Origin of the sequence: Microbacterium sp. SL62, assembly GCF_026672635.1 — a bacterium.
Classification (GTDB): Bacteria; Actinomycetota; Actinomycetes; order Actinomycetales; family Microbacteriaceae; genus Microbacterium; species Microbacterium testaceum_A.
Window position 1 is genome coordinate 3,105,485 of the sequence record NZ_JAPPRM010000001.1, and the last position, 26,193, is coordinate 3,131,677.

The 26,193-nt window shown below is 67.2% G+C and carries 17 protein-coding genes and 2 tRNA genes; 7 read left to right on the forward strand and 12 right to left on the reverse strand.

Annotated features, from left to right (window positions below; all coding sequences use genetic code 11):
• Window positions 1–100: 100 nt before the first annotated feature.
• Window positions 101–862, reverse strand: coding sequence for an IclR family transcriptional regulator domain-containing protein (locus tag OVA26_RS14905; protein WP_268104649.1), 762 nt, complete (start codon window positions 860–862; stop codon window positions 101–103).
• A 415-nt stretch (window positions 863–1,277) separates the two neighbouring features.
• Between OVA26_RS14905 and OVA26_RS17435 the strand changes: the two genes are divergently transcribed.
• Window positions 1,278–1,403 carry a helix-turn-helix domain-containing protein gene (locus OVA26_RS17435; RefSeq protein WP_442786076.1) on the forward strand — a complete coding sequence of 42 codons (126 nt, stop codon included), beginning with the start codon at window positions 1,278–1,280 and terminating at the stop codon, window positions 1,401–1,403.
• Between the two features lie 136 nt (window positions 1,404–1,539).
• Here the strand turns inward: OVA26_RS17435 and OVA26_RS14910 are convergent, their stop codons facing one another.
• The gene (locus OVA26_RS14910; protein WP_268104650.1) at window positions 1,540–2,949 is read right to left on the reverse strand and encodes a hypothetical protein; all 1,410 of its coding nucleotides are present in this window, start codon (window positions 2,947–2,949) and stop codon (window positions 1,540–1,542) included.
• Between the two features lie 670 nt (window positions 2,950–3,619).
• Between OVA26_RS14910 and OVA26_RS14915 the strand changes: the two genes are divergently transcribed.
• From OVA26_RS14915 to OVA26_RS14925, 3 genes are all read left to right on the forward strand, one after another.
• Window positions 3,620–4,564: a Shedu immune nuclease family protein gene (locus tag OVA26_RS14915; RefSeq protein WP_268104651.1), complete on the forward strand. Its 945-nt coding sequence runs from the start codon at window positions 3,620–3,622 to the stop codon at window positions 4,562–4,564.
• Window positions 4,565–4,683: 119 nt separating this feature from the next.
• Window positions 4,684–5,295 carry a hypothetical protein gene (locus OVA26_RS14920; RefSeq protein WP_268104652.1) on the forward strand — a complete coding sequence of 204 codons (612 nt, stop codon included), beginning with the start codon at window positions 4,684–4,686 and terminating at the stop codon, window positions 5,293–5,295.
• Window positions 5,296–5,446: 151 nt separating this feature from the next.
• Window positions 5,447–6,154, forward strand: coding sequence for a DUF4238 domain-containing protein (locus OVA26_RS14925; protein WP_268104653.1), 708 nt, complete (start codon window positions 5,447–5,449; stop codon window positions 6,152–6,154).
• A gap of 2,833 nt (window positions 6,155–8,987) precedes the next feature.
• Here the strand turns inward: OVA26_RS14925 and OVA26_RS14930 are convergent.
• The 6 genes from OVA26_RS14930 to OVA26_RS14955 all read right to left on the reverse strand — a co-directional run bounded on the left by OVA26_RS14930 (window position 8,988) and on the right by OVA26_RS14955 (window position 15,523).
• Entirely contained in the window at window positions 8,988–9,944 is a 957-nt protein-coding gene (locus OVA26_RS14930; RefSeq protein WP_268104654.1) for a DUF3825 domain-containing protein, read from the reverse strand.
• 648 nt (window positions 9,945–10,592) lie between these two features.
• Window positions 10,593–12,656: a KAP family P-loop NTPase fold protein gene (locus OVA26_RS14935; RefSeq protein WP_268104655.1), complete on the reverse strand. Its 2,064-nt coding sequence runs from the start codon at window positions 12,654–12,656 to the stop codon at window positions 10,593–10,595.
• Window positions 12,657–12,782: 126 nt separating this feature from the next.
• Window positions 12,783–12,856 (reverse strand) — tRNA-Met (locus tag OVA26_RS14940).
• Window positions 12,857–12,890: 34 nt separating this feature from the next.
• Window positions 12,891–12,962, reverse strand: a tRNA-Thr gene (locus OVA26_RS14945).
• Between the two features lie 67 nt (window positions 12,963–13,029).
• Window positions 13,030–14,472, reverse strand: a complete 1,443-nt coding sequence (locus tag OVA26_RS14950) for a M23 family metallopeptidase (protein WP_268104656.1) — start codon at window positions 14,470–14,472, stop codon at window positions 13,030–13,032.
• 253 nt (window positions 14,473–14,725) lie between these two features.
• Window positions 14,726–15,523, reverse strand: a complete 798-nt coding sequence (locus tag OVA26_RS14955; protein ID WP_074695453.1) for an inositol monophosphatase family protein — start codon at window positions 15,521–15,523, stop codon at window positions 14,726–14,728.
• 62 nt (window positions 15,524–15,585) lie between these two features.
• Here OVA26_RS14955 and OVA26_RS14960 point away from each other — a divergent pair, with 62 nt between their 5' ends.
• Window positions 15,586–17,169, forward strand: a complete 1,584-nt coding sequence (locus OVA26_RS14960; RefSeq protein ID WP_268104657.1) for a phytoene desaturase family protein — start codon at window positions 15,586–15,588, stop codon at window positions 17,167–17,169.
• A gap of 48 nt (window positions 17,170–17,217) precedes the next feature.
• Here the strand turns inward: OVA26_RS14960 and OVA26_RS14965 are convergent, their stop codons facing one another.
• Window positions 17,218–18,021 carry a MerR family transcriptional regulator gene (locus OVA26_RS14965; RefSeq protein WP_268104658.1) on the reverse strand — a complete coding sequence of 268 codons (804 nt, stop codon included), beginning with the start codon at window positions 18,019–18,021 and terminating at the stop codon, window positions 17,218–17,220.
• Window positions 18,022–18,038: 17 nt separating this feature from the next.
• Window positions 18,039–19,382, reverse strand: a complete 1,344-nt coding sequence (gene pdxR / locus OVA26_RS14970; RefSeq protein ID WP_268104659.1) for a MocR-like pyridoxine biosynthesis transcription factor PdxR — start codon at window positions 19,380–19,382, stop codon at window positions 18,039–18,041.
• 179 nt (window positions 19,383–19,561) lie between these two features.
• Between pdxR and OVA26_RS14975 the strand changes: the two genes are divergently transcribed.
• Window positions 19,562–20,236: a pyridoxamine 5'-phosphate oxidase family protein gene (locus OVA26_RS14975; protein WP_268104660.1), complete on the forward strand. Its 675-nt coding sequence runs from the start codon at window positions 19,562–19,564 to the stop codon at window positions 20,234–20,236.
• Window positions 20,237–20,521: 285 nt separating this feature from the next.
• Here the strand turns inward: OVA26_RS14975 and OVA26_RS14980 are convergent, their stop codons facing one another.
• Window positions 20,522–23,977 carry a bifunctional proline dehydrogenase/L-glutamate gamma-semialdehyde dehydrogenase gene (locus OVA26_RS14980; RefSeq protein ID WP_268104661.1) on the reverse strand — a complete coding sequence of 1,152 codons (3,456 nt, stop codon included), beginning with the start codon at window positions 23,975–23,977 and terminating at the stop codon, window positions 20,522–20,524.
• A gap of 99 nt (window positions 23,978–24,076) precedes the next feature.
• On the opposite strand from OVA26_RS14980, the gene OVA26_RS14985 reads away from it, so the two are divergent.
• A complete protein-coding gene (locus OVA26_RS14985; RefSeq protein WP_268104662.1) occupies window positions 24,077–24,964 on the forward strand; it encodes a LysR family transcriptional regulator in 888 nt (295 codons plus the stop codon).
• Window positions 24,965–24,973: 9 nt separating this feature from the next.
• Here the strand turns inward: OVA26_RS14985 and aztD are convergent, their stop codons facing one another.
• Window positions 24,974–26,176: a zinc metallochaperone AztD gene (aztD, locus tag OVA26_RS14990; protein ID WP_268104663.1), complete on the reverse strand. Its 1,203-nt coding sequence runs from the start codon at window positions 26,174–26,176 to the stop codon at window positions 24,974–24,976.
• Window positions 26,177–26,193: the final 17 nt, after the last annotated feature.

The following is a 26,193-nucleotide window of genomic DNA, read 5'->3' on the forward strand; positions in this document are numbered from 1 at the left end:
TTCGCTCTGCGTACACACGTACGTTATGCGAACAGGATACGCCGATCACCGCGGGCACGGCAAGGCCCCGCCCGCCGCACAAGCGGGGCCTCTCGACGATTCAGACCAGGCGGAGGTCCGCGTCGATCTCGGCCGCGGCGGCCCGCAACGCCGGCAGGCACAGCTCGCGCCACTCGTCCGCGTCACCGCGAGAGCTGGCCGAGATGTTCACCGCCGCGACCACCGCCCCCGAGCGATCGTGAAGGGGGGCCGCGAGAGACCGCAGCCCCTCTTCGAGCTCGCCGTCCACGAGAGCCCACCCCTGAGCACGCACCGCCTCGAGCTCCGCGACGATCGCATCGACGTCCGTGCGCGTGCGCGGGGTAAGGGCGGCGGGGTGCGAAGCCGCCACGATCTGTCGCGCGTCCGCTTCGGCGAGGGCCGCGAGCAGCACCCGCCCCATGCTGGTGGCGTACGCGGGAAAGCGCGTACCGATCGTGATCCCGACGCTCATGATCCGTCGCGTGGGAACGCGGGCGACGTAGACGATGTCGGCGCCGTCGAGCACCGCCGACGAGACGCTCTCCCCCACCTCGCGCGACAGACGCTCGAGATGCGGCTGAGCCAGCGCCGGCAGCGACAGCGCGGAGAGATAGCTGAAACCGAGCTCGAGGACGCGCGGCGTGAGCGAGAAGACCCGACCGTCGGCACGCACATAGCCGAGAGTCTCGAGCGTCTGGAGGAACCGGCGGGCGGCGGCGCGGGTCAGATCCGCACGACGGGCGACGTCGCTGAGCGTCAGCGCCGGATTCTCGGCGTCGAACGCCCGGATCACCTCGAGACCGCGAGCGAGGGATTGGACGAACTCTCCCGAATCACTCACCCGGCTCACCCTATCGGGGCGCGAGGAGTCCGCCGCGCGCCCCTCGCGGCGATAAAACGAAAGCCGCCCCGGAGGACGGCTTCGCCAAGAATCTGTAGAGCCGGTACACCGCTACTCGGATAAATCCGCGCTGCTGCCGCCACCTCTAGTGGAGTTGCAGAAACTAGCTGGTCTCGCACCCAATCCGCCCCTCTCAATTACCCCCGGAGAGCAGGTGAGTCGATCGCTTCGCCGACGCCTCGAACCTGCGCTGATCGAGCAAATCGTCGCTGAGTACGAGTCGGGCTCGACGACGCCGAGTCTGTGTGCGACCTACGGCCTGTCGAAGACCGGCATCCTTCGCTTGCTTCGAGACGGGGGAGCAACACTGCGACGTCAACCGCTCACAAGCGAACAGGTTGAGACCGCACGAGCAATGTACGAGCGTGGCCATCCAATCGCCACCATCGCGTCTCGCCTCGACACCAGCTACAACAATGTCCGGCAACGCCTCATCAAGGAGGGGGTTCAGCTGCGCCCGCGCGGTGGTACCTACAAGTGAGGTATCTCGTCCCTGGCATTACGCGCGTCAACCTTGGACCAAACAATGACGGTAAGGCAACCGTCAACGTCGAGGGGATTTGGCCGGTGACACCGCGCCACCGCCCCAATCCAACCTCTTTGGCGGCTTGATCGCTCTACGTCGCCTGCATCGAAGACATTCCATCTGGTCGGATTACGCGTCCGCCACGGGTGATCTTCGGGGCGTCGAGGTCCACGGTTGCACCGTCGCTGATTACCGCACCCGAGAGGTCTATACGGCCGGTGGCACCGATTGCCGTGCGCGCGAAATCAATGCGCCCACGGTCGCTGACTACCGCTCGCGACAGATCGATGATCCCGCCCCCGCCGATCGCTGCGTCGGCGAGGTCTACGTTTCCGTCGTTGCTGATCGCCAGCTTGTGCAGGAGCACTTGTCCGTCTTTGTCGATCGACGCGCTCGTGAGGTCTACGTTCCCCCCGTCGCCGATCGACAAGTCCTGAAGGTTTGCGATCCCCCTATTTCGGATCCGCATTCCTCGAAGGACCACACTTCCAAGACCGGTGACTTTCGCATTCATGAGGTGCACTTGCCCGTGGCTGATCGACACGTCTCGGAGGTCGACGGTCCCGCGTTCGCTGACGACAGCAGCTCGGAGGTCGATGCTTCCGTTCCCAACAATCACCGCCTCGGTCAGATGCAAGCGTCCGGCTCCGCTGATCTGCGCGGCCGCGAGGTCCGCACTTCCGTTGTGGCCGATCCAGATGCCGCGCAGGTCGAGCGCCCCGTCTGCTGTGATGAGTGGTCGCGGTAGTTCGACAGGGAAGTCGATGTGAGCGCGGGATAGGTTGAGTTGATGGTTATGCCAGCTTGGCGACGCCCCTTGCTGCAGATGGTTCCGGATGACGGCGTATCCGGCTTGCTTGACGGAAACTTCCACTGGGGTGGTGCGTTGGGTGACGTAGTAGTCTTCCGGGTCCGTGTATTGAGTCTCCTCGGGGTCGAGGGGCGACAACATTTCTTTTGTGCGGGGTGCGCGTAGGTAGCCGGTGAGGACTTCGATGCACACCTGCACTTCATCGCGCTTGTCGAGTGCGTCCCAGTCGTCGGCAAGGGCGCCAAGTGCATAAAGCGCCGCCTGTCGATTGACGGGAGCGGTATCGCTGAGAAGCTGCACCGTCGTCACGAAACGTTCTCGTAGGGACCTTTCGGTTTCGACGCGCCGCTGATCGGCAACCTCTGAGAGCCGCGCCCGTTCACGTTCCTGGTCGTCGAATAGTCGCTGACGGTCGCGTTCTGCTGCATCGAGTTCTTGTCGATGTCTCGAGAGGCTGAGCCCAACCGTGACAACAGCAATGACGCCGCCAAGCGCGAGAAGCACCAGGTTTCCCGCAGCACCGAGAAGCTTTCCCTGTTCCCCCGGGGTGAGTCCTGGTACCCAATTGTTCAATAGCTCGGCGGGTACGTGCAGGACGATGGGGATTGCCACGGCGACGTAGGCCGTGACACCAGCTGCGATGCGTCGCCCGTAGCTGACACGCTTTAACCAGGCCAGAAATCGTGCCACGGGTCCCGTCTTCGCGGGCTGCTCGTCGCCTGAGGGCTGATTTGGTGTCACAGCTCGATTATGCGGGTTCGAGTTTGCCGGGTGAGAGCGTGGCCCTCGTCACTTAGCGAACCAAACCCACGTGAGCCGCCCCACAGGACCTGACCCGTCGACGACGTCTCTGGCACGCGCCCGATCCTGACACGCGGCACTGACAGAACGAAGACGCACCGTCCTACAGCAGCTGGCCCCAGAGATTACGACTCATGTGTTGCGAAACCGATCGGTTTCGCGCCATCCCCGAGTCGACTTGGAGGCAGAACGGGGCTCGCCACCTTCGTTTTCGCATTTGGTCTCCCAGTGGTCCGCTTCGCACGCTCGCCTTGCGGTAGGAATGAGTGTGCCGAGGATCAACTGGGATGACGTACCTCTACCCAATGAGGTCACGTACGCCGAGGGAAGACTTACGACTCGCACGTACGTCTCGCGAAGTTTCATCACCCAGTTTGGGCGTGACGCGGGTTACCCGTCGCGCTATGTACACCGGGTCATCGACGAGGTGCAGTCAGACGACGGCGCCGGTTGGGATTGGACCATGCAGGTCATCAGCACCACGCCTGGGGGACGCAAGCAGGTACAGCTCCACGTCGCCAGAGAATCCGGCGCCGTCCGAAAAATTAGGATCCAACGCGTGCCCACGTCCGGCGATCTGACTCGATTGGAAAATGTCCTCGAGCTTGACCGCGACCAATCGATGGCGCTGCTGGAAGCGCTTCGCGCCATCGACGCGATACCAATCGAAGGCGATCAGTCCGTGTACGTGGACGACCAATTGCTTCGTGACGTGTTCTCCGACCCCGGAGCAATCGCGCGCGTCTACGCTGACAATCCAGATCGGTTTCGATCTCTCATCGAATCTGACGCGACCGCGGAGGATGTCGTAGCGCTGCAACGTCGCCGAACCGTCGTCACGCAGATGCGCATGTGGATTGACTCTCCGGAACAGTTCGACGCGGCAACGGAAGACGCTGGCGGCCCTGAGCGAGCCTGGCAACGGCTCCTGGAAGAGAATCCCTGGGTCCTCGGGATAGGTCTCGGCGGTCAACTCCTCACGTCGTGGGACGAGGGAAAGCTGGAACAGACGGTTGTCGGCAGAAGCATCAAGGGCGTGGGGAAGCGCGTTGATGCGCTGCTGGCTTCCGCGGGGATCGTACGCAGCCTGGTCTTCGCGGAGATCAAGCATCACCGCACAGCGCTTCTCGCAGAGGAGTACCGCTCCGGCTGCTTCGCACCTTCCAAAGAGTTGGCGGGAGCAGTCGTACAAGTGCAGCAGACGACTCACCTCGCTGCCCGAGATCTTGGTGACTTTCTGCAAGATACGTCGGCTGAAGGAGAACTGCTCAGTTCTGGTGCATTCATACTTCGACCTCGATCGTTCGTCATCGTCGGCTCCCAGTCCGAGTTGACCGGAGCGACAGGAGGGCCGCTCCCGGACCGAGTGAGAAGCTTCGAACTGTTCCGACGCAACCTCCTCGAGCCCGAGGTGATTACCTTCGACGAACTCGTCGCTCGCGCCGAGTGGCATCTGGCGGAGGCAGAGGACACCACTGATCACACGGACGCAAGCATGGGATGAGCCACCCACCTGACGGTGGCACGGTCTCGCTGCTCGGGGGGCTCTGCCGTGAAGAGCGGCATGTACTGGGGGACGGAGAGAGAATGGTGCGGGCGTCTGGCTGGTGAGAACCTGAGCGGATGGAGCTAGACGAGCTGGCGCAACTCGACGTTGACGATCAATGGCTGATCCTTCTCGGTCGAATCGCGAAAGAGACGGTCTGGATGGAGACTCAACTACGGGGCCTCCACGCCCAGCTCAGACACGGCGATGCGACGCGCGAACATCTCTTCGCGACGCCCGACCGGTGGGGCGACCTTCATCGCGAGGCGAAGCAAATGGTCGAAAAGCTGAAGGTCGAGAAGGACGTCCGCGTCGCGATCCTCGATGCCGTGGCAGCCGCCCACGCCGCCAACAAGGGCCGCAACGAATACATGCACCGTGAGCTACTACGCCACGAACAGTGGGACACCGAAGAGCCCCCCACGGAAAGGCAGGCCTCTGTCGCTCCCGGTGACCGACTTCGAATCAAGATCAGCAACCCCAACGGAATCCCGGCTCCCGAACCGGTCACCCTCGACGGAGCACACCAGCTCGTCAGCGACCTCATCGGCGCCGGTTGGCGTCTACGTTTCGCGCGCCTGCACCTCGCAGCTCGCGGCCACTGGAAAAGCGAACTGACCGCCCACGTGGTCGGCACCTGGGATGGAAACGCCGACCTCATCGGCGGCGATGACGATCCCAACGACTGACCACCGAGTCCACGCATTCTGCGTGACTCCACAAGTAGCCGTTCGAAGATCGATCTAGTGTGACCGCATGACGAGTTCTACGGCTGGGAGTCCTCAGGGTGCGCGACCATCGCGCGGCAAGCCCTCCGCTTCCGGAACGAGACGGGGCCACATGGTGACCGGCAGTTACATTCGCGCCTGGGCCGACGAAAAGAACGTCCTAGACGTCGCAGACGTCCAGGACGGGCGGGGGTACAAGTCTTCGTACAAGAACGCCTCGATCGTCAGCTACGTTTACGACCCCGCTGTCATGGCGGTGGACTTAGAGAACCGGTACGCAGAGATCGAAGACCGGGGCATGTCGGCGATCGCCAAGCTCCGCGCGGAACAGGGGCTCGACCAGAAAGAAGCAGAGGCGGCAATCGCCTTCCTCGACATGCACCTGCATCGCGGCCGATACGCCGACCGCGCCGGCGTTCGAGTACCCGCAGTGATGCTGATGAAGGACGGCACCACCCAAGAGAAGGACCTCCTGCTAGGAGACATGCTGGTCCTTACCCACGAGCACTCAGACACGCTCCGACTGACGTCTCGCGGGCTAGAGAGATGGACGTGGCAGATTTATACAACCGACGTCCTTTTCACGGGCGATGGGGCGGTCCTACTGTGGCGACCGGACGCCCAGCATGATTTCTCCACGGTCACTTTTCCCATCTCGCCCACGCAACTGCTAGTGATCGGCGACGACATCCCGAGTGACCTCAACGTCAACCGCTTCATAGTGAGCAACTGTCGCCGCTGGGTAGTTGGGCAGCGTGGCACCCTCCCTCTCGAACGGATAAACCAGATCAAGGCGCAGCAGGAGTCACCGAGCGCGTAAGCCTCGGCCCGGGGCCTATCAATTGGGCAGCTCGTTCCCGCCCAAGCCGCGTCCGACCCCACCGCGCCCCCACGCCTCGTATCGGCCCTGCGCGCAGCCTCCACTCCGGACCCCACTCCCTCCCAGAGACCACATGGTGCGAAACCGGTCAGTTTCGCACCACTGAAACGATGTAAGCGTGGACTCTGACGTCAGCGCGCAGGACCTTCTAACCTCCGGCCGCGCTTATACGACCCGGTCTAGCCAAGCGGCCGCCGACGCCTGGTGTCAGGCAACTCGCCGCATCGCGCGCGGCATGGGGCGCCCCTACCGGACGTGGGGTACTCCATCGGGCCGGTTTGGTACGTCAACGCCGTCATCGAGGACTGGCCCGCGACCGGCGCGGAGCGACGCGCACTCCGCGAGTGGGAGATGCGGAACAGCGAACAAGACGACGCAGCCGACGGCGCACCCCAAGTGACAGGGGGGCGCACCCCAAGTGACAGGGGATGGGAGGACATGAAACATGGCGAGGGATGACGCGCGCTCCTTCTTGCTCGACATGCTCGATCGGCGGCCCTGGAAGACGGGCGGAAGGTTGGACTGGCGTTGGAGCAGCGTGTGAATGCGGATACCTTCGCGAGAATCGAGGACTGGTACCTGTCCTTCGACTCGGCGAGGGCAGCAGGCGGGTCGACCGAATTTTTCGAGTAAGGCAGCTAGCCCCTCCGAGATGTAGAGCCAGTACACCGCAACTCGAAAAAATGGGTACTTCTGTCTCCGCCCCTGGTGGAACTACAAAAAATGGCTGGCCTAGCGCCAAATTCTGCATCTTCAAGCTCGCCCTCGGAGCGGGTGCCTCGACTCCTACGTCGTCGACTTAATCCCGCTCTCATCGCTGAGATCGTCGAGAAGTATCAGTCCGGCGAGACAACCCCATCCCTCTGCGTGGACTACAGCCTTTCAAAGGGTGGCCTGCTGAAGATGCTTCGCGAGGAGGGTGTCCAGCTTCGGTGTCAATCGCTCGACGACGACCAGGTCCGTCAAGCCGCAGTGCTCTATAGAAGCGGCAGATCGATCGCCGCTATCGCCACGCACTTCGAGGTCAGCTACAACGGTGTCCGACAAGCCTTCGTTCGGGCAGGTATACAGCGCCGGCCTCGGGGTGGGAGTCGAACCTAGGCGGCGATCGAGTCTTCGTCGGCCCGCTGCCACAGCTCGTTCTCCGCGTGCGTCAGGAGCGCGGACGCCAATATGTTGTTGCTGACGGCCGAACCCACTTGAGGGAGAGAAAGCGATACGTGGACCAACCACATCGACTCAGCCGCCGTCGCAGCTCAAACTTCAACGCGAGAGGTGCGACCGTCACGGATCTGCGTGCCTGTACCGTGGACAGCGATGCCGACTACGGAGCGGTGACCGCACCGGACTGAAAGCAGGGACAGAGTGGTCGCCTCCGCCGATCGGCGTCTCACTGACAACGCAAAGTTCGAGGGGTGCAGGTGGACTTTGTAAACGACGCGGTCGCAGTGCTAAAGGCAGCCGCCCCCTTCCTCGCAATCCTCGTTCCTGCCCTCGCGCTAGGAGTGTCTGGGACCGCGCTGGGCGTGTCGATAAGCAGCCGAAATACCGCGAAGAAGTCACTCGGGGTGGCGCAGCGTGCTGAGTTGCGAGCTCTCCCAGACGTGGACATTCACCTTGTGCAAGCACGCCAACGAACTAGTTTTGGGACGCGGAGCATTGTGCTGTCGGTTGAGATCACGAATCAGTCACACTCGGCCATATGGATCAGACGTGCTTCACTTTGGATTGAGTACCGCCTTGAAACACAGAATATGTTGAGCGAGGTGGCCTTGAGCAATAGTCCGTCGGCGCCCGTGCTCGCATTCCCCCTAGAACTAAAGGCACGGCAGGTTAGCGCTGGCTCACTCGAGTTCGATATCAGCGATCAGCGAACCGCGGGGCGACCCGTCCTCCGCCAGAGTCTGCGACTTACCGACAGCGACGGTCGTGAATGGACACTCGACAACATAAAGGCGGGTTCGTGATGGGGAGGTCGCGAAGGCACCGAGTCGACCCAACGAGAGTCGTGCGGATAGTCGGGGACGGTATGGTCGCGAGCCACCTTGCGTTCGGCGGCGCGTTTATACCGGTGTTGGTTTTGGACTGCAGCGCGTTCCCCGACATAAGCGACGCTATTCGCGTAGCGGAGTACGAGCCTGACGGTGACGCGATCTGTCAATGGGCCACTTCCCGAGGAAACGCAGGACTGCTGGTGAAGCTTGTTCGACCAGCGCCCACGGAGTTCATTATCGGGTTTGATCTTCCCAGTCAAGGTATTCTCGTGGAGTTGGCGTTGCGCGGAGGAGTTGTTCAGATCAAATCGGGTACCTCCGGGTCGAGCTTCAAGTCAACGTTCACACAGAACGGTCTCTACATCGATGTTCCAGGAAACGAAGATTTCTCGCCGTGGCCAAATGTCTTTAAGACAGCATTGATGGAACAGGCGAGGCGATCCGGGGCAAGAACGGTCGCCGCTCGACAAAGCGCCGAGAAGACATTCGAGCACATCGCGTCCCTGGCCGGTTCGCGCATGCGCGGGGCTCCGAATGAAACGTCGCAAGACGTCTAGGAGACGTAAAGCTTGCGATACATCAACTCGTGACGGGCGCAAGCTTTCCATCTCGGAGATGACCGTCTCGGTTGCACTTCAGAGACTGAACTGCGGAGACCAGGATCCGACCTCGTGCGGGCGTCAGGAAGCACACGACGCTCCGAGGTGTCGGACTGGGCGTAACGATCACATCGATGGCAACTCGTCATTGGCGCTGCGAGAGCGAGCCTTCCCGCCAAATCAATGCGCGTCGTCTTCGTCCAAGAAGATGTCGTCGGGCGCTGGAATCGGAGTTGCGCTGGGCGCCAACCAATCACTATCGGGACGTGCTACCAGCCTTGCATTCGTGTATGCCATGTCCAGGGTCAGTACGGTGTGTCCACGATAGGCACGGTCACCCACCGCCGATACCACGAGGGCAAGGTCCGCCTTACCGTCCCCCGTGAGGTCAAGAGGCATCAAGAACTGGGCACCACCCTCGCCCAACTTCGGATACCACTGCGGAATCACCATCTTGTGGTTCCTGCGCACTCTCCGCAGAGTCAGGTTGACAGCCGAGTCGAGCGCTTGTCGAGCCCGCAGGGGCTGCTCGGCGATATCCCCTGGGAACCGATCAATGTTGTCACCGAGGATGTGGTCGTACGCGAGCTTGAGTTCCCGGCGCCAGTCGTAGACCAAATCCGACGCTGACGTAACGTATTCAGCCATCTGCGGCGGTGTGTCAAAGTTGCGAAGAAGATCGCGACTGGACTCTGTGACCCAGCTGGCGAATACCCACCGTTGCGCGTTTTCATGATTGTTGCGACTGAAGAAGCCGAAAATCTCTTCAGCGTGGGGCGACAGTAGACCGGTGTTGAAGGCGGCGAAAGCTCCGTCGTCTGTCACCGCGATCTTGTCTTCCATTACCAGCCGGCCATACGTATACCGAAGGAAACTATCGAGGATCGGCAGTGGCCGCCCGGTCGGGTTCAGCCCAGTCCATTCTTCTGCCTCCGCGAGACTCGCGAGGGACGTAAGCGTTTCCTCCCAAGCAAGCCTGCCGAGTTCAACGTTCTCCAGGACGGTTCCACTGGGTCGTGGCCCTCGGTAGGGGAAAAACGCAAACGCACGGAGTCGATCGGCGTGTCCGTCGGTGACCAGGCCAATCTCCGGAGACTGGCGGCGGGCGACGTCAGCTGGGCTTGGCACAGTGTTCATCCCGGCAGACTAGCGTCCGATGTACGTCAGCCGACGAGTAGATCTCAAGAGTCACAGCGGTCGGGCACATCCGAGGCGCCTCGATCAGGAGAACTCAAGCTCCTCCCACCCGGTGAGTTTCTCGCCTGCGGCCTCGACGACGAGGCGTAGGGATCACACCCCGAGATCTGATGACCGAGCGTGCAGTCGAAGCTCGCAAGCTCCTCGACAAGGAAGACGACGGTTCCCTGCGTGTCCCAGGAGTTCTCAGGTTCCCGGTACGGAATTGTAGGTTCACCCACCCACACAGTCAGCTCCGTGGCAACGGACAAGGAAACCCCGGGCGGCAACCTCACTGGCCTCGCCACAAATCTCTCCGCGACGTACCAGCCGTCGTAAGGTTCGTGCCAGAACTCCCCGGGTGCTGAAGAAGCGTTGAGGCGAGGCGAGTGCGGAGTCAACGTAGTGGGACGACCGCGCCGATGACTTTATACATCAGAGGATCTCAGGGAACACGGTCGACGACGGCACCTCTGGGTGCGCCCGTTGAAAGGAGCTCGACGCGAGGCAGCGGCTCGCGAAGCCCCTCGTCCGTTGTCAGCAGACGGAACCCATGCGAGAGAGCACGGCTCCCCTGGCGAAGCCCGCGCGCCTCGCCCGCTGCCGAGGCTACTCGAAATCCTTCGGCCTCCAGCCGTCGCGATACTTTTCCGCGAGTTGCACGATCGGACTGTCACCGTCCGCTTGGCGCAACACGCCGATCGCGGCGCTGAGGGACTCCTCACTGCCGAAGACGCGTAGCAGTCCGTCCCACCACAGACGCTCCTCGTTTCGAACGTTCGCGGATCCGAGGAACTGGCTCGTGGAAACCGATCTCCCGGAATTGATCAGCGACCGGATCTCGTCTGGGTTCGCGAAGTCCAGTGCGACGTATGCCTCGCCCAGGTCCTCTGCGGTGTGCCAGAACACGCGCAGCAGATCCCATTCCTCAGCGGGTACCGCCGAGTGGTTACGGCTGACCCGATCCAGCAGTTCGGCCTCAAGCTCGTCCGCCAGCTCTTTGCTGATGAGCTTGTGCCCCGCGTTCTCCATGTGGCCTACCGTCTTCAAGAGCTGGAACTGCGACGAGTAGGAGGCCAGTTCCGGCAGGATCTCCCGCACGGCCGTCTCGCGGTCGGCCTCGTTTCCTATACGCCACATCAGCCGCAGCACGACCCGTCCGACGATGAGATCAGGGCGCATCATGTCGAGAACGCCGCGCGAATCTCGGTCGGGGATATCCTTGATGCGGTTGATGAGTACGATCGACGCCGGCACGACGGCTTCGATCGGGTAGCTGTCCTGATACACCTCCAGGCCGGAGATGGTGTCTTCGAGATCTTCGGGCTGCAAGCTGTCAAGATACTCCCCGAGAGACTCCCGGTCCGCGAGCAAACTCTGCGCCTTCTCCGCACGACGGAACGAGACCAGTCCGCTCGGAGCCGTTCGCTCCAGATAGAGGTCGAGGTAGTTGATGTCGGCCAGCCGGTGACCCCGCTTGGATTGGGCGCCAAAACCGGGGCCGTAGTGCGTGTTGTCCGTGTACCGCCGCGCCATCGGGAAAAGTTGGTGGATCAGGGCTCGGACGACGTCCGCGTCGTCGCCCGCGACCTTGATGAAGTTGTCGATCTCGGATTGCTGCGGCTTCGTATCGCGGTTGCCGTATGTATTCGGTTCTTGGGTGAGCGTCTGTCTCAGATCCCGAATCTGCTGGAAAAGTTCGGGCCGGAAGACGCGGACGGCTTCGAGCGCGAGCATGTCGACGACCTCTATGTCACTGCCCAGCGCTTCGATCGTCGACCGTGCCGACAGGGTCAGGCGGGTGACGTCGCGCAGACTGCCGATCAGGGGCTCGATGATCTCGAAGTACACCGACGACCACTCGCTCTGGCTAAAGCGGAGATTCTCAACTCCGTCGAGGACCGCGTTGAGCTTCTCGAAGATCTGCCGTCGCAGCATCTCGCGGGGGATCTGCGGCAGGTCGAAGCTGAGCTGAACGATCTTCTCGAGATAGGCGCGGCCGGGAACGTTGGTCTCGTCCAGCGCTCTCTCGACGCGGAGCCGATCGAAGGCCAGCACGTAGACCACGTTGGGGAAGCTCGCCGTCAACCGTACGAGCTTGAAGATGTCGCGGATCTCCTCGGTCGACAGGCGGTCGATATCATCGACGACGACCACGACGGGCTGGTCGAGCCCGGCCAGAGCGTCCGAGACCTTCTGACGAAGGGGTTTGGCTCCACGTTCCTTCCACCACCGCCGGGCGGATTTGTACGATTTATGCGCACGGTCAAACCATCCGCCGACGACGGGCAGAATGGCGATCGGACTGAGAACGTCACCGTACTCGTCGAGCGCCTCGGCAATCCCTCCAAACCGCGACCTGTCCGCCAGTCGCAGTTCAGACGCGATCTCCTTGAAAAAGACGTCGACGAGCTGCTGCGCCCCCGAGAACATCCACGGGTTGAAGTCGACCACAGCGAGTCCGGGATCCCGCTCGAACTCCTCACGCATCAGATTGACGAACGAGCTCTTGCCTGACCCCCAAGCGCCCATGACCCCGACCACGGCGCCCTCCGAAAGGTCCAGCCGACGAAGGCTCCTAGCGAAATCGTGGGCAACCTCCGCGCGACCGAGTACGTCGTCGGCGGACGACTTGATCGGGTTGTCAACGGGCGGCTTGTCCTCGATGCTCACGTGAATCCTCGCGTGTTCTTCCGTCTATCGCGGCGGGGATCACAATACAGCGAGCCATGGACATCGAAAATGACGACGGCGAGTCAAACAGATTATTCGAGTAAGACCGGAGTCCTATCCCTGAAGTAGCGGGAGCGGGGCTTGAACCCGCGACCTCACGATTATGAGTCGTGCGCTCTCACCAACTGAGCTACCCCGCCGCACGGCATCCAGGATTCAGATGAGGATGCCTTGAGCCCCGAGTCAGGATTGAACTGACGACCCCTTCCTTACCATGGAAGTGCTCTGCCACTGAGCTATCGGGGCGTACCCGGATCGCTCCGGGCAACTAGAAGAGAATATCAGACCTCGACACTCTCTTACGAATCGAGGGTCAGCCGCCGGCGTGCTGGCGCAGCCACGCGATCGGGTCGATCGGGGTCGTGCCGTTCTGCAGGATCTCGACGTGCGTGTGCGCGCCGAACGAGCGACCGGTGTTGCCGGTGCGTCCGAGGAACTGTCCGACGTGGACCTTCTCGCCCGGGGTGACCTGGAGCGAGCCGTACTGCATGTGTCCGTAGCGGCTCGAGACGAGCTGGCCGTCGATCACGTGGTCGATCAGCACGGTCACACCGAAGGCGCCGCCCTGCTCGGTCGCGATGCGGACGGTGCCGTCGGCGATCGCCTGGACGGGTGCGCCCTCACCGGGGACGAAGTCCGCACCCTCGTGGAAGCCGCCGTCGCGCATGCCGAAGCCGTACGAGATCGACACGCCGACCGCGAAGGGCCACTGGATGGGCGCCGTCGGGTCGTTGACGTAGAAGTTCGTGGGGTACTTGATGCCCGAGTCGACGGCCATCTTGGAGTACGTGGTGGCGCTGAAGCCGTCGGCGCGGTCGACGACCGCGGCCTGCGACTGAGCGGGCGCGACGTAGGCCTGGATCGCTCCGTCGGCCGAGGCGACGTCCCCGCCGACCGCGAGACGGGTCGTCGCGGTGTCGGCCGCGGGCGCGGTGATGCTGTCGGTGCCGCTCGCCGAGGCGATCGCGCTCACGGGCATGGTCATGCCGACCGTGAGGAGTCCGACGACGCCCATGACGCCGACCGAGAAGGACGTCGCCGCGATGCGGCGGACGTTGCGGCGAGTGCGGGGAGCGGCTGCCGCGGGCAGGCCCTCCGAGACGGGCTCAGGAGCCGGGGTGACCGGCGCCGCCTGCTGCGTGGGCGTCTCGCCGGTGAAGGAGAACAGGCGCGCGGCGGTCGCGAACTCGTCCGCGGCCGTCTCGTCGGCGGTGTCCGCGGCGGCGGCCGGCCGCTCGATGGCGGGCTGCTCGACGACGGGCTTCGTCGTCTGGCGCGCGACGGGCTCGGACACCGGCTCAGCGACCGGCTCGGACACGACGGGGGTCTCGTCGACCGTGGAGTCGAGGATGACCGACGCCTGGGGGCGACGACGCGCGCGGCGGCTGGCGGGAAGGGTGATGGGCGAGGTCGGCAGCGACACCGGGGTGGTCGCGACGGCGCCGTCCGCGCTCTGCAGGATCACGGCGACGTCGTCGGAACGACGCTGCTCATCGACGACGGTGACCTCGAGGGCGTCGGAGGACGCGGCATCCGGGGTCTGCTCGGCGGGAGTCGCGGCGGTGTCGCGCGGCGGCAGGGTGGGCTCGATGGTCGCGGCGATGACGGTCTCGACGACCGCGGCGGCGACGCTCTCGATCAGCTCGGGCTGAGAGGCGGCTTCGGCGTCGACCGGGGCGGGGTCGGCGGCCTTGGGTGCCGACGCGGGGGCGTCGAGCGTGGCGACGGGGGTCTCGCTTGCGGAGCGACGGCGCATCTCGGCTCGGGTCAGCCGGGGGGTCGTCTCGGGAGCGGGCGTGGGGAGGGGGCGACGAGACCGCCGGGTGGCGGCGGGCTCAGTCTCAGAGGCTTCTGACGGCAACGCGGAAGGGCTCTCGTGTCGTGTCGCGAAAAGCGACGGCTTCGGGCTGGGGGGCTTGGCCATCTCCGCAGGTTCGGGTTGCGGAAGATAACGAACTGGTAAACACCCTACCTCGGCTGGTCTGGGAATGCCATGAGCAGACGCTCTGTCAGCGCTCGTAGTCCAGCAGCGGCTCGAGACGGCTGTAGAAGTCCGGTCCCGCGGCGATGACCATGCCGTTTCCGGGCCGGCCTCCGGGGGCGCCTCCGACGGCGCCGCCCGCCTCCGCCACCAGCAGCGCGCCGGCGGCGTGATCCCACGGCTGCGTCCCGCGCTCGTAGTACGCGTCGACGCGTCCGGCGGCCACCGAGGCCAGGTCGAGGGAGGCCGCGCCGATACGGCGCACATCCCGGGCGATCGGCATGACGCGGGCGAGCTGCGCAAGAGCCGGGCCGTGCGTCTCGGGGTTGTACCCGAAACCGGTCGCGACGAGGCCTCCGGCGGGCCCCACCTCGCTGACCGCGAGGCGCTGGTCGCCGAGCCAGGCTCCCCCGCCGCGCGAGGCCCGGAAGAGCTCGCCGGTCACCGGGTTGAACACGGCCCCGGCGAGCGCGGTCCACGCCGCGGTCTCGGCAGTCCCCTCGACGGCGGCGATGCTCACGGCCCACGCCGGGATCCCGTACGCGTAGTTGACGGTGCCGTCGATCGGGTCGACGACCCACGTGATGCCGCTCGTTCCCTCTTCGGCCCCGGACTCCTCGCCGAAGAAGCCGTCGTCGGGCCGCTCGCGCGCGAGCTCGGCGCGGATGAAGGCCTCGACCTCCCGGTCGGCGGCGGTGACGATGTCGGCGGCGGCCGACTTGGTGGCGGCGACAGTCACCCCCTCCCGGCGCCGACGGTGGGCCAGTTCCCCGGCTTCGCGAGCGATACGCGTGGCGATCTCGAGCAGGTCGGCTGCGGAAGTCATGGCATCCAGGCTACGTGCGCCACCCCCTGCGACGAATTCGTCCCCGTGGTTAGCGTGGGGCCATGACCGCTTCGGATTCTCGCCGGTACGACGTCGTCATCGTGGGGGGCGGGCACAACGCCCTCGTCTCCGCGGCCTATCTCGCCCGGGCAGGGCGACGCGTGGTGGTGATCGAGAGATCGGATGCCGTGGGCGGCGCCGCCGTGTCGGAGCGCCCGTGGGCGGGGGTCGATGCTCGACTGTCGCGCTACTCGTACCTCGTGAGCCTGCTGCCGCAGCAGATCATCGACGATCTGGGGCTCCGCCTCGAGCTGCGTCGTCGACGCTATTCCTCCTACACGCCCGACCCGACCGATCCCACCCGCGGCATCCTGGTGGACACCCACGATGCCGAGGCGACCGCCGCCTCGTTCGCGCGCACGACCGGCGACGCCGCTGAGGCCGAACGCTTCGCGGCGTTCGGCGACCGGCTCGCCCCGGTGGCGAGGGCCGTCTTCCCCACGATGACCGAGCCGTTGCCCACCGCTGACGAGGTGCGCGAGCGCGTGGGCGACGACGAGCTGTGGGATGCCCTGACGACGCGGCCCCTGGGGGATCTGCTGCGCTCCTCGTTCGAGAGCGACCTCGTGCGGGGCATCGCCCTCACCGACGGCCTCATCGGTACGTTCGCGTCGTCCGACGACCCCTCGCTCGCGCAGAACCGCTGCTTCCTGCACCACGTCATCGGCGGCGGAACCGAGGACGGGAACGTCCCGGTGGGCGGCCTGGGCGCCGTCACGACCGAACTCGAGCGGGCGGCCCGCGAGGCGGGGGCCGAAATCGTCACGGGCGTCGAGGTGATCTCGGTCTCGCCCGACGGCGACGTGCACACGATGACCGACCGCTCCGAGGTCTTCCACGGCGACCTCGTGCTCAGCGGCGTCGGCCGCGCCGTGCTCGACCGGCTGCTGGCCGCGGGCGGCTCCGCGACCACCGGGGCCGACGAGCCCGAGGGCGCGCAGGTCCAGGTCAACATGCTGCTCTCGCGCCTACCCCGCCTACGAGACGAATCGGTCACCCCCGAGGCCGCGTTCTCGGGCACGTTCCACGTCAACGAGACGATGACCGAGTTGGATGCCGCTCACGTGGCGGCATCCGGAGGGCTCCTCCCCGAGCCGCTCCCGGTCGAGATCTCCTGTCACTCGCTCACCGACCCGTCGATCCTCGGCGACGACCTACGGGCATCGGGCGCGCAGACGCTCACGATGTTCGGCCTGCAGGTCCCGCATCGCCTGATCGACGACACGGATGCCGTGGCCGCCGGGGCCCGCCTGCTCGCGGCCGCGCAGGCCTCGGTCGATTCCGTCCTCGCGGAGCCGTTGCGCGACTGCATCGTGCGGGCCCCCGACGGCCGGCTGTGCATCGAGGCGCGGACCACGAGCGACCTCGAGGAGTCGTTGAACATGGTCGGGGGCGACATCTTCCACGGGACGCTGTCGTGGCCGTGGCTCGAGGCGCCCGCGTCCGGCCCGGCCCACCGCTGGGGCGTGGCGACCCCGCACGCGCGCGTGCTGCTGTGCGGCTCGAGCGCCCAGCGCGGCGGGGTGGTCAGCGGCATCGGTGGCCAGAACGCGGCGATGGCGGCGCTGGAGATCCTCGGGCGGTAAGAGCCGGCGAGCGCCCGGAAGCCGGCGCGAATCGGTCGACTCGTCGCGTCAGACCGCGACGACCGGCTGTTGCAATTCGGTCACCCAGTCGGACTGATCGTCGGACTCGGCCCGCACGTACAACTCGCGACAGGGGCCGGACGGGATGAATCCCCCCTCTATGATCCGTGCGTGGACGGACTGCCAGCTCTCGCCGATCCGGTCCATCGATCCCAGATGGATCCCGCACACGGCCACCTCGACCGCGGGGAGGTCGACGATCTCGACGCCATCACGCTCGCCACCGGAGTACAGATACCCGGCGATCACCTCGGTTCCGTCTTCACGAGCGGCGTACTGAGCGATCGGGGTGTCCAGCGCGCCCTTCTGGGCGCCGATGACCGCGGCGACGGCGTCGAAGGCAGGTCCGACGACGTCCGCCATCTCGGCGCCGTCGGCGACCAGGCGACGACGGGCGGCAAGACGGACGGCGGGCAGCGACTTCTGAACGATCTCGATCTCTCGCATGTGCTTTTCTCTCTCGATGAGGTGGAGGCGTCGCTCCACGTCGACGAGCCGCGCGGCGGCGATCCGATGCTCATGCTCCACCTCGACGCGCCGCTCGCGAAGGAGAAGTGCGATGCGATCGGCATCCACTCCCTGCTCCAAGATCGACGCGACGTCGTCGAGACCGAAACCGAGCTGTCGCAACGCCACGATCCGGTGCAGCCGCTCGAGCTGCGACGGATCGTACGAACGGTAACCGCTGCGCTCGTCCACGTGCGCGGGGACGAGCAGGCCGGTGGTGTCCCAATGCCGGAGCATCCTGTGAGTCACCTGGCCGATCTGCGCGAACGCTCCGATGGACAACATGCTTCTGTTCTCCTTCCTCACACCGTGTCAGGGTCAAGCCGCGACGCCCGAACGACGGCGCGCACGGTCGCGATCAGTTCCGCCACCGCTCGCAAAAGAAGCGGCGTCGACGGCTCGGCGTAACCGAAGACGACTCCCGCGGGCACATCGACGGCGGTCTCCGGTGCCGCGTACCCCGAGAGAGGGGATACCAGGATTCCCCGCGCCGCGAGCTCGGCGACCACCGCCCGCTCGACCTCCGGGCCGGCCCCGGGCAGCAGCACGACGGCGTGCAACCCGCCGTCCATCGCAGTCAGCTCGACCCCCTCGACCCCCGCGAAGGCCTCGAGAAGCAGGCGGCGGCGGTGGCGATAGTCGCGACGGCGACGGGCGGTGTGCCGCGCGAGCGCGCCCTCGCCGAGGTACAGGGCAAGCGCGCGCTGCTGCACCTGCGACACCGGCGGGTCGAGGTCGGCCCGAGCCGCGACGAGGCGATCGCGCAGCTCTCCGGTGGCGACGATCCACCCGCTCCGCAACGCCGGGCTGAGGACCTTCGACAGGGTGCCGATCATGACGACCCGCGCGGGATCGAGCAGGTGAAGCGGGGGCAACGGTGCCCGCCCGTGGGGGAACTCGCTGTCGTAGTCGTCTTCGACGATCACCGCGCCGGTGCGCGCGGCCCAGGCGAGCAGTCGCGCGCGGGCAGCGGCATCCAACCGTGTTCCGAGGGGGTAGTGATGGTGAGGAGTGACGACGAGGGCGTCCAGATCGGCGCGGGCCTCGACGGCGTCGAGATCGAGACCGTCGTCGAGGCGCACCGGGAACGGCACCGCCTCGACCCCCAGCCGGTGCAGGACCCGACGAACGCGCGGGTATCCCGGGTTCTCGATGCCCACGCGGAGGGGGCGACCGACGTTCCGGGGCGTGAGCGCGAGCAGCGTCAGCAGCACCGCATCGCTCGTCCCCGCGGTCACGATGACCTCGTCGGCGATGACGTCGAGCCCGCGGGTGCGGCCGAGATGCCGGGCGATCTGGTCGCGCAGAAGGGGGTCGCCCCGCACGTCGTCGACATCGGGCGCCGGATCGACAGCGGCCGCGCGGCGCCAGGCCGAGCGCCAGGCGGCGTCGGCGATGCCGAGAGTGTGGGGCCGCCCGGGGCGCAGATCGACGAAGGTGGGGGACGGCGTCGGTGGGGCGTCGCGCCCCCTCTCGACGGCGCGGGACGCGGAGCCGACGACCTCAGCCACCACGGTCGCGCTCCCGGAGCGCGTCACCAGGTAGCCCTCCCCCGCGAGGATCTCGTAGGCGGCCACCGCCGTCCCCCGCGCGATCCCGAGATCGGCGGCGAGCACACGCGTCGAGGGGGACCGGCTCTCCCCCACCGGTGCGTCCGGACAGGATCGCCGCGCGCAGGTTGTGCGCGAGTTGCTCGTGCAGGGGCACCGACGATTCGCGATCCAGGATGCCGGCGGAGATCATGTCTCGGATTCTGTCACTGGTCCACGAGAATGCGGGAAAAGCGGACTATGACCTGGGCCACGAACTCGCGTGGACTGAACCCATGACCGACCTGCCCCTGACCGCCCTGACGCGCGTCCGCCGCGGCGCCCACCATCAGCGCACCGACCGCGCGGCCCTGTACGACGTGATCGACACGGCCCTGTACGCCACCCTCGCGATCGTCCGCGACGACCGCCCGGTCGCCCTTCCGGTGGGCATCGGTCGCGACGGCGACGACCTCCTCGTGCACGGCTCGACCGGCAGCGACTTCTTCCGCCGCATCGCCGCCGGAGCCCCGGTGAGTCTGACGATCACGCACCTGATGGGCCTGAAGTACGCTCGTTCGCTCTTCGACAGCTCGATGCGCTACCGCTGCGCGGTCGTGCACGCGGTGGCATCCGTCGTCCCTCCCGAAGAGAAGGAAGCGGCTCTCCTCACCCTGTCGGAGCACCTCATGCCGGGGCGCAGCGAAGACGTGCGACCCATGACCGCGCGCGAGATCGCGGCGACCATGGTGCTGCGCATCCCGCTGGCCCAGGCGAGCGTGAAGGACAACGCCGGCTCTCTCGTCGAGGTCGACGACGACGGGGAGGACCGCTCCGTCTGGGCCGGGATGCTGCCGTTGCGGGTCGTCGCCGGCGACCCCGTCACCTCGCCGCAGACGATGGCGGGAACGCCGGTGCCGGAGTCGGTTCGCCGGGCCGCGCGCCGCGTCGAGGCCTCGGGCACGGCCTGAAACCCGACACGGCTCCTGCAATCCGCCCCGCCGGCCGGAACGAGCGCCTCACCCGCGCCCTTGTGCAGGAGTTGTGCGCACCCGCGAGCGTGCAGACCCGCCGCTCCCGCGGGAAGACCCACCGGCTCGCGGCAGAACTCCTGCGTTGCGTCCCGCGAGGCTCCGCGACGCGCCCCGATCCGCGTACCCGCGGGCGGTGCGGTCAGCGGGGTGCCGTGACTCCCGCACATCGGCGGGACGACGAAGGGCGGGGCCGTCACACGATGGCCCCGCCCTTCTCCGTTCTCAGCCGACCAGCGGCGGCACCTCGTACCGTCGCGGGGTGCCGAAGCGATGCGCCGTGATCGAGACGGCCTGCTCGCGCAGGAACGGCAGCAGTTCGACGTGCCCGGCACGGGTGACCTCGCCCGCGTACACGGCCACCGAGGGCGAACCGTTCGTCGCCTCGGCCACCGCAACGGGCGACCCGCCGAGCAGGCGAATGCGGCCGCCGGTGCGGGCGAGGCGCGCCGCGCGGCGACCCCAGTCCGCGCCGTCTTCGACCGAGGCCCGAACCCTCACACCCTCGAGCCAGGCGCGCACGGCGGGCGAGAGCTCGCGCGCCGAGCTGACCGTCACCGTCGAGCGGGCGCGGACGCCCGCCGCGACCACGCGCACCAGCGCGGCCTCGGAGGCGTCTTCGAGGCGCACGGTCACGGGCACCGCGGCGTAGCGCAGCACGTTCTGCTCCGACTCCAGGCCGGTCACGTCGCGGGCCAGCGCGAACTCCTCGGCCCACGCGGCGGCGTCGCTCGAGAGGGCGGATGCCACCCACTCGCGGTCGGCGGCGGGCACGGCGGCCAGCGCCGGGGCGGCGAGGGCGTCGGGCGTGCGGGGCGCCGAGGTCTCGGCATCCGCCCACTCTCCGAACCCGAACAGGTAGTGCGGTCCGCCGGCCTTGGTGCCCGCGCCGACGGCCGACTTCTTCCACCCTCCGAACGGCTGGCGCTGCACGATCGCGCCGGTGGTGCCGCGGTTGACGTAGACGTTTCCGGCCTCGATGCGCGAGAGCCACTGCTGGATCTCGGCCTCGTCGAGCGCGTGCAGGCCCGAGGTGAGGCCGTACTCGATGGCGTTGACGATCTCGATCGCCTCGTCGAGGGTCTCGGCGGTCATGATGCCGAGCACGGGGCCGAAGTACTCGGTGCGGTGGAACTCGCTGCCGGGCTGCACGCCCTCGCGGATGCCGGGACGCCAGAGCGATCCCTCGTCGTCGAGCTTCCGCGGCTCGACCACCCAGCGCTGGCCGGGCTCGAGGCTCGTCAGGGCCTTCAGCAGCTTGCCGTTGGCGGGCTCGATGAGGGGTCCGACGCGCGAAGCCTCGTCCCCCGGCAAGCCGACCTCGAGAGAGGTGACGGCGTCGACGAGCTGGTCGCGGAAGCGACGCGAGCGCGCGACCGATCCGACGAGCACGACGAGGGATGCCGCGGAGCACTTCTGTCCCGCGTGGCCGAAGGCCGACATCGCGACGTCCTTGGCCGCGAGGTCGAGGTCGGCGCTGGGGGTGACGATCACGGCGTTCTTGCCGCTCGTCTCGGCCAGCAGCGGCAGATCGGGGCGGAACGAGCGGAACAACTCGGCCGTCTCGTACGCGCCGGTGAGCACGACCCGCTCGACGGCGGGGTGGGTGAGCAACTGGCGACCGAGGTCGTTCTCCGACACCTGCACGAGCTTCAGCACCTCGCGCGGAACGCCGGCCTCCCACAGCGCCTCGACCATGACGGCGCCCGAGCGCTCGGCGAGGCCCGCGGGCTTGATGACCACGGCCGAGCCCGCGGCGAGCGCGGCGAGCGTGGAGCCCGCGGGGATCGCGACGGGGAAGTTCCACGGCGGGGTGACCACGGTCACGCCGACCGGGGTGAAGGTCGCGCCGTCGACGGTCTCGAGCGTGCGCGCCCGCTCGGCGTAGTAGTGGGCGAAGTCGATCGCCTCCGACACTTCGGGGTCGCTCTGCTCGATGACCTTGCCGCACTCGGCGCCCATGACCTCGAGCAGGTCGGCGCGGCGCTTCTCGAGGGCGTCGCCCGCGCGGTGCAGGATCTCGGCGCGACCGGCGGCCCCGAGCGCGCGCCACGACGCGGCGGCGTCCGCGGCATCCTGGATCACCGCGTTCAGCGCGGTCTCGTCGGTGACCGTGTGGTCGGCGATGGTCTGCGCGCCGAGGGTCGACTCCTCCATGCGCGCGACGATCGCCCGCGACCAGTCGCGGTTGGCCGCGATTGCCGGGTCGGAGTCGGGGGTGTTGCGGAAACCGTGGGTCGGCGCGGGCGCCGCGGGAGCGGTGCGGTCCTGCACGCGATTGGACGCTGGCACGCCCGAGGGCATGTCGGCGAGCGAGGCGAGGAAGCGGTCGCGCTCGCGCGAGAACAGCGCCTCGTGGGTGTCGAGGTCGAACACCGCCGACATGAAGTTCTCGCTCGACGCGCCCTCTTCGAGGCGGCGGATCAGGTAGGCGATCGCGACGTCGAACTCCTGCGGGTGCACCACGGGGGTGTACAGCAGGATCGAGCCGACCGTGCGACGCACGACGGCCTGCTGCGCGGTCGCCATGCCGAGGAGCATCTCGACGTCGATGCCGCCGGTGACGCCGCGCCGCTCGGCGAGCAGCCACGCGAGGGCGACGTCGAAGAGGTTGTGCCCGGCGACGCCGATGCGCACGTTCGCGGTGTGCTCGGGGCGCAGCGCGTAGTCGAGTACGGCCTTGTACGAGGCGTCGGTCGCCTGCTTCGAGGGCCAGGTGGCGAGCGGCCAGTCGTGCACATCGGCATCCACCCGCTCCATCGGCAGGTTCGCGCCCTTGACCACGCGCACCTTGATGTGGGCTCCCCCGGATGCCACCCGCGCGGCGGTCCATTCCTGCAGGCGGATCATCGCGGCCAGCGCATCGGGCAGGTAGGCCTGCAGCACGATGCCGGCCTCGACGCCGTGGAACTCGGGCTCGCCCAACAGCGTCTCGAAGACGGCGAGGGTGAGGTCGAGGTCCTTGAACTCCTCCATGTCGAGGTTCAGGAACGTGCCCGTCTCCTTGGCCACCCGGTACAGGGGGCGAAGGGCGGCGACCGCGTCGGCGACGGCGGCATCGAAGGCCCACGGCGTGTGCGGGGCGACGGTGGACGACACCTTGATCGAGACGTAGTCGACGTCGTCGCGCGAGAGCAGCTTGCGGGTGCCGGCCAGGCGCCGCGCGGCCTCCTTCTTGCCGAGGATCGCCTCGCCGAGCAGGTTCACGTTGAGGCGGATGCCGTCTCCCCGACCCCGGATCGAGGTGATCGCCTCGCCGAGCTTGCGGTCGGTGGCGTCGACGATGAGGTGGCGCACCATCGAGCGCAGCGCCGTGCGGGCGGCGGGCACGACGACCTGCGGGAGGATCGGCGCGGCGAAGGCACCGAGGCGGATCGCGGCCTTGAGGTGCAGCGGCAGGAAGCCCGGGATGAGCGGTGTGAGGGCGGCGAGGTTGCGCGCGGCGACGCGCACGTCTTCGGGGCGCACGACGCCGTCGACGAAGCCGACGGTGAAGTCGAGGCCGCGCGGGTCGCGGAGGACTCCGGCGAGGCGCTGGGCGGCGGCGTCGACGGGCTCGTCGCGGCTCTCGGCGAGCCAGCGGCGCACGAGGGCGATCGCCTCGTCGGCGAGCTCGTGGGGAGAGACGAGTGCGGCGGGGGTGGTGCCGGACGTGGTGTCGGGGACATCGGTGAGCGACATGGCGATCCTTCCTCGGATGCTCTCAGCATGGGGCCCGCATCCGTTCGAGAAAAGCGATGAATCCTGACGCATACTGATCGATAGAGACGAAGGGATGCCATGTTCGATCTGCGCCGCCTGCGCCTGCTGCACGAGCTGTCGGTGCGGGGCACCCTCGCCGCCGTCGCCGAGGCACTCGCGTACAGCCCGTCGACCATCTCGCAGCAGCTCGCGTTGCTCGAGAAGGAGGCGGGAGTCCCGCTGCTCGAACCCGACGGCCGCCGCGTGCGCCTCACCGCGCAGGGCGCTGCGCTCGCCGCCCACGCGGCCCGCATGCTCGCCGCCGACGAGGCCGCGCGCGCGGAGCTCGAGCGCATGCGGCCCTCGCTCGCGCCGGTGCGCCTGGCCGTGATGCAGTCCGCCGCGCACGGCCTGCTGCCCCGAGCCCTCGACGCCCTCGCCGAGAGCGAGCCGCAGCTGCGCGTCGAGGTCGCCGAGCTCGCTCCCGAGGAGGGGCTGTTCGAGGTCGCGGCGCGCGGCTTCGACCTCGCCGTCGCCGAGCAGTACCCCGGTCACACGCGCGAGCACCGCGAGGGACTCGAGCGCAGTCTCCTGGGTCGCGACGCCATCCGTCTCGCCGTCTCGCGCGATGATCCCGCGCAGCATCTCGAAGACCTCCGCGAGCGCGCGTGGGTGATGGAACCGGTGGGCACGGCCGCCCGCCAGTGGGCCACCCAACAGTGTCGGGCCGCCGGGTTCGAGCCCGACGTGAGATTCGAGATGGCCGACCTCACCGCGCACGCCCGGCTGATGGCATCCGGTCATGCCGTGGGGATGATCCCCGACCTCGTCTTCGCGGGTGAGGCCCCGCCCGTGCGGCTCGTCGGGCTTCCCGGCCAGCCGCGGCGCGAGGTGTTCACGGCGGTGCGCCGCGGAACGGCCGACCGCCCCGGTGTACGCGCTGTGCGCGCGGCACTGCAGGTGGCGTACGACCGGGGCGGTCGGTAGGGGCGGCGCTTACTTCGTCAGCGCGATCTCGTTCGGGGTCTGCTCGAGCGTCACGCTCTTCACGACCTGGCCGGTGGTGAGGTCGACCGCGTGCACGGCGTTCTTCGCCGGCTCGGTCACGTAGGCGAGGTCACCCGAGACCTTGATGGCGGGGTGGGCGTCCTGCCACTCGGCCGGTCCCTCCCACGCGTCGATCACCGGGAACGCGTCGGTGAACTCCCCGGTCGCGGGGTCGAGCACGTGGATCGCGCCGTCGGATGCCAGCACGTAGGCGAGGTCGCCCGGACCGCGGGCCACGTCGCGGAAGGTGTACTCGGCCCCCGCGGGCATGTCGACCACGCGCTGGGTCTTCGCCGCGGTGTCGATCAGTGCGAGACGGTGCAGCAGGTAGCCCTCGGCATCGCGGTCGTCCTTGTAGTCGCCCACGATGAGCGCGCTGTTCTCACTCACGTACGCGTTGCCCATGCGGCCGTAGGTCTTATCGGGAGCGGTCAGCTTGGTGAAGGTGCCCTCGTCGTAGACCAGAGCGCCGTTCTCGCAGCCGAAGACGACGACCTCGTCCTTCGCGGTGCCTTCGCCGTGCACGCCGGGGCAGTCGTTGCTCTCGGCGAGGGTGGCACCGGAGGCGTCCTTCGCCACCACGCCGTTGCGGCCGTCGGCGTTGCCGACCGTGGTGAGGAAGGTGCCGTCCTCGAGCACGATCGAGACGCCGTGGTGCGCCTCGACGCCCGGAACCGTCCGAACCTCGGGGAGGGAGTCGGTGGATGCCAAGAGGGCATCGGTGTCGAAGATCGTCGAGTCGCTCGTGCCGTCGGCGTAGAGCACCGTCGTCCCACCGTGCGTCACGACGTGGCCGGGCTTGGACGCCGGGAACACGAGGTCGGTGAGCTCGGGGTCGGCGGCCGGGGTCCCGGCATCCAGAACCTGGAATCCCTTGCTCGTGGTCACCATGACGTGGCGACCGTCGCCGGCCGAGTTCAGGCGGGTGAACTCCTCGGACGAGAGATCACCCAGGGTCTCGAGGCTCTGACCGTCGAGCACCAGGATGCCGCTGGGGTACGACAGGGCGACGCGGGTGGCGGTGTCGGTCGCGGGGCTCGACGCCGGGGCCGCCGACCCGGGGCCGGTTCCGCCGGCGCACGCCGACAGGGTGACGGTCGCGCCGATCGCGAGGGCGACCAGGCCCGCGCGGGGCAGGGAGAAGCTGCGCATTCGTGTCTCTTTCTTCG

Bases quoted from the DNA above. Each gene is read 5' to 3' on its own strand.
- OVA26_RS17435 (WP_442786076.1), top strand. From the start codon at position 1,278: ATGTACGAGCGTGGCCATCCAATCGCCACCATCGCGTCTCGCCTCGAC.
- OVA26_RS14930 (WP_268104654.1), bottom strand. From the start codon at position 9,944: ATGAACACTGTGCCAAGCCCAGCTGACGTCGCCCGCCGCCAGTCTCCG.
- OVA26_RS14965 (WP_268104658.1), bottom strand. From the start codon at position 18,021: ATGTTGTCCATCGGAGCGTTCGCGCAGATCGGCCAGGTGACTCACAGG.
- aztD (WP_268104663.1), bottom strand. From the start codon at position 26,176: ATGCGCAGCTTCTCCCTGCCCCGCGCGGGCCTGGTCGCCCTCGCGATC.
- OVA26_RS14925 (WP_268104653.1), top strand. From the start codon at position 5,447: ATGGTGACCGGCAGTTACATTCGCGCCTGGGCCGACGAAAAGAACGTC.
- OVA26_RS14980 (WP_268104661.1), bottom strand. From the start codon at position 23,977: ATGTCGCTCACCGATGTCCCCGACACCACGTCCGGCACCACCCCCGCC.
- OVA26_RS14975 (WP_268104660.1), top strand. From the start codon at position 19,562: ATGACCGACCTGCCCCTGACCGCCCTGACGCGCGTCCGCCGCGGCGCC.
- OVA26_RS14960 (WP_268104657.1), top strand. From the start codon at position 15,586: ATGACCGCTTCGGATTCTCGCCGGTACGACGTCGTCATCGTGGGGGGC.
- OVA26_RS14920 (WP_268104652.1), top strand. From the start codon at position 4,684: ATGGAGCTAGACGAGCTGGCGCAACTCGACGTTGACGATCAATGGCTG.
- OVA26_RS14985 (WP_268104662.1), top strand. From the start codon at position 24,077: ATGTTCGATCTGCGCCGCCTGCGCCTGCTGCACGAGCTGTCGGTGCGG.
- OVA26_RS14955 (WP_074695453.1), bottom strand. From the start codon at position 15,523: ATGACTTCCGCAGCCGACCTGCTCGAGATCGCCACGCGTATCGCTCGC.
- OVA26_RS14950 (WP_268104656.1), bottom strand. From the start codon at position 14,472: ATGCGCCGTCGCTCCGCAAGCGAGACCCCCGTCGCCACGCTCGACGCC.